Source organism: Phenylobacterium sp., assembly GCF_046590535.1.
Classification (GTDB): domain Bacteria; phylum Pseudomonadota; class Alphaproteobacteria; order Caulobacterales; family Caulobacteraceae; genus Phenylobacterium.
This window is the reverse complement of record NZ_JBKJTG010000064.1, coordinates 1-4,968: the sequence shown is the minus strand read 5'-3', so window position 1 is coordinate 4,968 and position 4,968 is coordinate 1. Positions and strand designations below refer to the sequence as shown.

Annotated in this window: 7 protein-coding genes; 4 read left to right on the top strand and 3 right to left on the bottom strand. The window is 66.6% G+C overall.

Going from position 1 to position 4,968, the window contains the following annotated elements; all coding sequences use genetic code 11:
* Positions 1 to 789, top strand: a 789-nt coding sequence (locus tag ACLL81_RS03815) for an amidase family protein (protein ID WP_411287019.1), incomplete at its 5' end; no start/stop codon positions are given.
* Positions 790 to 825: 36 nt separating this feature from the next.
* Here the strand turns inward: ACLL81_RS03815 and ACLL81_RS03810 are convergent.
* Positions 826 to 1,140, bottom strand: coding sequence for a hypothetical protein (locus ACLL81_RS03810; protein ID WP_411287018.1), 315 nt, complete (start codon positions 1,138 to 1,140; stop codon positions 826 to 828).
* A 121-nt stretch (positions 1,141 to 1,261) separates the two neighbouring features.
* On the opposite strand from ACLL81_RS03810, the gene gatB reads away from it, so the two are divergent.
* Positions 1,262 to 2,725 (top strand): Asp-tRNA(Asn)/Glu-tRNA(Gln) amidotransferase subunit GatB, encoded by a 1,464-nt coding sequence (gene gatB / locus ACLL81_RS03805; protein ID WP_411287017.1) that lies wholly within the window; start codon positions 1,262 to 1,264, stop codon positions 2,723 to 2,725.
* On the opposite strand, the gene ACLL81_RS03800 is transcribed toward gatB, so the two are convergent.
* The gene (locus ACLL81_RS03800) at positions 2,722 to 3,183 is read right to left on the bottom strand and encodes an RcnB family protein (protein WP_411287016.1); all 462 of its coding nucleotides are present in this window, start codon (positions 3,181 to 3,183) and stop codon (positions 2,722 to 2,724) included. The genes gatB and ACLL81_RS03800 overlap by 4 nt on opposite strands.
* A gap of 83 nt (positions 3,184 to 3,266) precedes the next feature.
* Positions 3,267 to 3,623, bottom strand: coding sequence for an RcnB family protein (locus ACLL81_RS03795; RefSeq protein ID WP_411287015.1), 357 nt, complete (start codon positions 3,621 to 3,623; stop codon positions 3,267 to 3,269).
* A 252-nt stretch (positions 3,624 to 3,875) separates the two neighbouring features.
* On the opposite strand from ACLL81_RS03795, the gene ACLL81_RS03790 reads away from it, so the two are divergent.
* Entirely contained in the window at positions 3,876 to 4,148 is a 273-nt protein-coding gene (locus ACLL81_RS03790; protein ID WP_411287014.1) for a sel1 repeat family protein, read from the top strand.
* Positions 4,149 to 4,316: 168 nt separating this feature from the next.
* A complete protein-coding gene (locus ACLL81_RS03785) occupies positions 4,317 to 4,763 on the top strand; it encodes an RcnB family protein (protein WP_411287013.1) in 447 nt (148 codons plus the stop codon).
* Positions 4,764 to 4,968: the final 205 nt, after the last annotated feature.

Genomic DNA, 4,968 nt, shown 5'->3' with positions numbered 1-4,968 from the left:
ATCCTGCTGACCTCCATGGCCGGGCACGATCCGAAGGACTCCACCAGCCTGCCGGTGGAGACCCCGGACTTCGCGGCCTTCGTCGGCCGCTCAGTGAAGGGTCTGCGCGTCGGGGTGCCGAAGGAATATCGGGTCGATGGCATGCCCGCGGAGATCGACGCGCTCTGGGAACAGGGCATCGCCTGGCTGAAGGAGGCCGGCTGCGAGATCGTCGAGGTTTCCCTCCCACACACCAAATATGCCCTGCCGGCCTACTACATCGTGGCCCCGGCCGAAGCGTCGTCGAACCTCGCCCGCTATGACGGCATGCGCTACGGTCTGCGGGTCGAGGGCGCCAACCTGACCGAGACCTATGAGAAGACCCGCGCCGAGGGGTTCGGGGCCGAGGTCAAGCGCCGCATCCTGATCGGCACCTATGTGCTGTCGGCGGGCTACTACGACGCCTACTACCTCAAGGCGCTGAAGGTCCGCCGCAGGATCGCCGACGACTTCGACCAGGCGTTCGAGAAGGTCGATGCGCTGCTGACGCCCACGGCCCCGTCCGCGGCCTTCGCGCTGGGCGACAAGTCGGACGACCCGGTGGCCATGTACCTGAACGACATCTTCACGGTGACGGTGAACCTGGCGGGCCTGCCGGGCATGAGCGTGCCGGCCGGCCTCGACGCCAACGGCCTGCCGCTGGGCCTGCAGCTAATCGGCCGGGCGCTGGACGAGGGGACGCTGTTCTCGCTGGGCGGCGCGATAGAAAAGGCCGCGAACTTCCGGGCGAAGCCGCAGAAGTGGTGGTGAGGCTCCCTCCCGTGGGGGAGGGAGCGCTCGGGTAGCTTACTTCACCTTGTCGAGCTCGGCCTGGACGGTCTTGAGCTTCTCGTCGGTGATGACGCCCTGGCTCATGGGCATGAGCTGCTGCAGGGTCATCTGCTTGAACTGCGGATAGGCCTCGTGGGCGGTCAGGCCCGGCAGTTCCTTGTCGATGACGGCTTTGGCCTTTTCGTTAGCGGCGATCACCTCAATGGGCGTCGTCTCCACGTTCAGCGCGGCCGAGGCCGAAGCCGTGGCGGCGGCCGTCGTTTGAGCCAGAGCCGGCGCGGCGGCCAGCGACACAAGGGCGGCGAGCGCCGCGATCACAGTGGTCTTCATTAGGTGTTCCTTCCCCGACGGGTCTTGAGAGGGGCCAAGCTTGAGCCCGTTTTGCGACAATCACGCAAGTGGGCACATGCGCGCGCTTCCGCTAGGGCTCGAGCGGCGTTAGTGAGCAGGCATGACTGAGAAGAGCAAGCTCATCGAAGGCCGCACGGGTCCGTGGGAGATCGTCCTGGGGCTGGAGATCCACGCCCAGGTGGCGTCCAACGCCAAGCTGTTCTCCGGCGCGGCGGTGGGTTTCGGCGCCGGGCCCAACGCCCAGGTAAGCCTGGTGGACGCGGCCATGCCGGGCATGCTGCCGGTGATCAACCGCCACTGCGTAGAGCAGGCGGTGAAGACCGGGCTGGGCCTGAAGGCGCAGATCAACCTGAAGAGCCACTTCGACCGGAAGAATTATTTCTACCCCGACCTGCCGCAGGGCTATCAGATCAGCCAGTACAAGCACCCCATCGTCGGCGAGGGCGAGGTGATCGTCGAGCATGACGACGGCTCGACCTTCACGGTGCGCATCGAGCGGCTGCATCTGGAGCAGGACGCCGGCAAGAGCCTGCACGACCAGGACCCCCGCTCGACCTATGTTGACCTCAACCGGGCGGGCACGGCCCTGATGGAGATCGTCTCCATGCCGGACATGAGAAGTTCAGAAGAAGCCGCGGCTTACGTCAAGAAGGTAAGGACGATACTGGTCTATCTGGGCACCTGCGACGGGGACATGGAGAAGGGCAACCTGCGGGCCGACGTGAACGTCTCGGTGCGCAGGCCCGGCGCCGAGCTGGGCACCCGCTGCGAGATCAAGAACGTCAATTCCTACCGCTATATCCAGCAGGCCATCGAGTACGAGGCGCGCCGGCAGATAGAGATCCTCGAAGACGGCGGCAAGATCGACCAGGAGACCCGCCTGTTCGACCCCGGCAAGCTGGAGACCCGCTCCATGCGCTCCAAGGAAGAGGCGCACGACTACCGCTACTTCCCCGATCCGGACCTGCTGCCCCTGGACCTGGACCCGGCCTGGGTGAAGGCCATCGAGGCCACCCTGCCGGAGCTGCCGGACGCCAAGAAGGCGCGCCTGCAGTCGCAGTATGGGCTGACCGCCTATGACGCAGGCGTGCTGATCACCGAACAGGCCCGGGCCGATTTCTACGAGGCCGCCGCCCAGGGCCGCGACGCCAAGCTCACCGCCAACTGGGTGACCAACGACCTGGCCGCCCGGCTGACAGCCGACGGCCTGGACATCGCCGACAGCCCGCACGGGCCCGACGCCATCGCCGAACTGGTGCAGCTCATCGAGGAAGGGGTGATCTCGTCGAAGATCGCCAAGGACGTGTTCGAGCGGATGTGGGCCGGCGAGGGCCGGGCGCGCCAGATCGTCGAGAGCCAGGGCCTGCAGCAGGTCTCCGACACCGGCGCCCTGGACGCCATCATCGACCAGCTGATCGCCGACAATCCGGACCAGGCGGCGCAGGTCAAGGACAAGCCCCAGGCCATCGGCTGGTTCGTCGGCCAGGTGATGAAGGCCACCGGCGGCAAGGCCAACCCGGGGACGGTGAACGCCTCGCTGAAGGCCAAGCTTGGGATCGGCTAGTCGATCACGTCGAAGATCAAGCCGTTGCGCTGCGAGGCCATCAGGTAGTCGTCGCCCACCTGATACCAGGCGTATCCGCGCGGCGGCGGGCGCAGGCGGTGGCGCGGGTAATCCTGGATTATCTGGCCCTGGAAGTCGGGCGGCAGGTAGCCTCCGCGGCGCCAGCCCGGGCCGCCCGGCCGGTCATAGCGGTCGCGGTAGATCGCCTGCGGCGGCGGGGCGTCATAGCTGCGGGCGTTACGGTCGCCGCGATTGCGGTTGGCGCGCTCTTCGCCACGGTCATTGTCGCGGTTCCAGCCGCCCCGGCGGTCGTCGCCACCCCGGTTCTGGCCCTGGTCGGGGCGGCTCTCCTGGCGGCCCTTGCGGCCGTCGTCGTCCCTGGCCACGGCTTCGCTCGCCAACGCCACTGGGGTGGCTATGGCCGCGGCGGCGACCAGCATCATGATCCGGCGTTTCATCGGCAATCCATTCGACCGTCGCCCTCGAACGACGCTGAGCATCGCCGAGAGCGGCTGAACCGCGCCTGAACACCGCCCGATGGCTAGCGCAGCAGGCTGGAAATCACCTGCGAGATCAGGCCGGTCTGGGTCTGGGCCAGGTAGATCTGGTCGTCGACGCGCACATACTGATAGCCGTAGGGGGCAGGGGCCAGGCTGTAGCGCGCCGGCTCCGCCACGTAGTAGCGCTGGGTGATGTAGGTGGCGGGCAGGCGCTCGCCCTGGCGCCACATCTTCCTGGCCTGTTTGTCGGCGTGCTTGGCCTGTTTGTAGGCTTGCTTATGGGCCTTGCTGTGGGAGGCGTACTTGCCCTTGCCGTGATCCTTGTCGCCCGCGAAGGCGGCGGCCGGGGCGGCGGCGAGCGCCAGGCTGGTGGCGGCGGCGATCAGGATGGTCTTCATCAGGTGTCTCCGGAAATGGTGTCCCGGCGTAGCTAACGCTCCAGCGGCGCTATGGCTGCGCCTGTTGGCCCAGAGCCCTTGAACAAGATCGCTCTGTTGAATCGCTGAATGCTGAGGCATTCGTCTTTCGATGAAGGCCAGACAACAGCCAGCTTAACCATGTGTTCAGCCTAAACCGGCTTTTCTGTCGGATAACGGCCGGGGAAGGGTCCCAAAATGGGAGCCGCCCAGCCGCCAACAGGGACCAAGATCATGCTGTCGAGCATGGAAGTGATGAGCCAGGGTCTGCCGCTTCCGACCCCGGATGCGTCGGGCGATGAGCTGTTCCGCATGGGCCTGCTCTATTCCACCGGCCAGGGCGGCGCGCCGCTGGACTATGTTTCGGCCCACATGCTGTTCAACCTGGCCGCCATGCGCGGCTCGGTGGAAGCCAAGATCTACCGCAAGGAGCTCTCCCAGGAGATGGCCTCCGACCAGGTGGCCGAGGCCCAGCGGCAGGCTCGCGAGTGGCTGGCCCAGGGCTGACTGGGAGCTTGTGAAGGACTGCCGCCAAGCCGTCGCTGTGGCGTTACGATGCCACGGGCTGGTGAGGAGCTTTCCCGTTGTTGGTCCTAAATGGGCGGAACGCGAGGGCGAGGGATCGGTTTTACAGCCAAGGCGTTGTGTCTCCAGGGACTGTCTGAGGAGACACTCATGAAACACGCACTTATCGTCGCCACCGCCATTTCGTTCGCCCTGACCGGCGCCGCCGCGGCGGACCCTGGCAAGGGCAAGGGGCAAGGCAAGCACAGCGGCGGGCAGGTGGCGCGCAGCGTTGACCATTCCCGCGCTCACGCCGTCGGCGCGCAGCACGACGTGCGCGGACACAATGCCATGGCGAATGGCGCCTGGACGCCGCCCGGCCTCGCCAAGAAGCCCTACGGCATGCCTCCGGGCCAGGCCAAGAAGATGTGGTCGCAGGGCGAGCGCCTGCCGAACCAGTATTATTCGCAACAACGCTACTATGTCGCCAACCCCTCGGCTTACGACCTGGCGCCCGCCCCGTACGGGCAGCGCTGGGTGCAGGTGGGCGGCAACTACTACCTCACGCGCACGGACACCGGCGTCGTCAGCCAGGTCGTCGCTGCCCTGCTGAGGTAGCTTTGTCCGCCCTGCGAGGCGGCAGAAGGAAATCGACAACCCCGGCGCCTCGGCGCCGGGGTTTTCTTTTGGAGATCGTCGGGTCCCGTGATCGCGCGCCAGCCGTTGCCCGCCGGGCCGCCTTTCGGCTATGGAGGGCGTCCCTCTGGAACGTCTTGCGGACGGCTAGTCTGAACTGACCGCGAAGCGCCCATGGGATCGGGAG

What these genes read in the sequence shown, in the direction of transcription:
- ACLL81_RS03810 (WP_411287018.1), bottom strand. Translation starts at nt 1,140, where the DNA reads ATGAAGACCACTGTGATCGCGGCGCTCGCCGCCCTTGTGTCGCTGGCC.
- gatB (WP_411287017.1), top strand. Translation starts at nt 1,262, where the DNA reads ATGACTGAGAAGAGCAAGCTCATCGAAGGCCGCACGGGTCCGTGGGAG.
- ACLL81_RS03800 (WP_411287016.1), bottom strand. Translation starts at nt 3,183, where the DNA reads ATGAAACGCCGGATCATGATGCTGGTCGCCGCCGCGGCCATAGCCACC.
- ACLL81_RS03795 (WP_411287015.1), bottom strand. Translation starts at nt 3,623, where the DNA reads ATGAAGACCATCCTGATCGCCGCCGCCACCAGCCTGGCGCTCGCCGCC.
- ACLL81_RS03790 (WP_411287014.1), top strand. Translation starts at nt 3,876, where the DNA reads ATGCTGTCGAGCATGGAAGTGATGAGCCAGGGTCTGCCGCTTCCGACC.
- ACLL81_RS03785 (WP_411287013.1), top strand. Translation starts at nt 4,317, where the DNA reads ATGAAACACGCACTTATCGTCGCCACCGCCATTTCGTTCGCCCTGACC.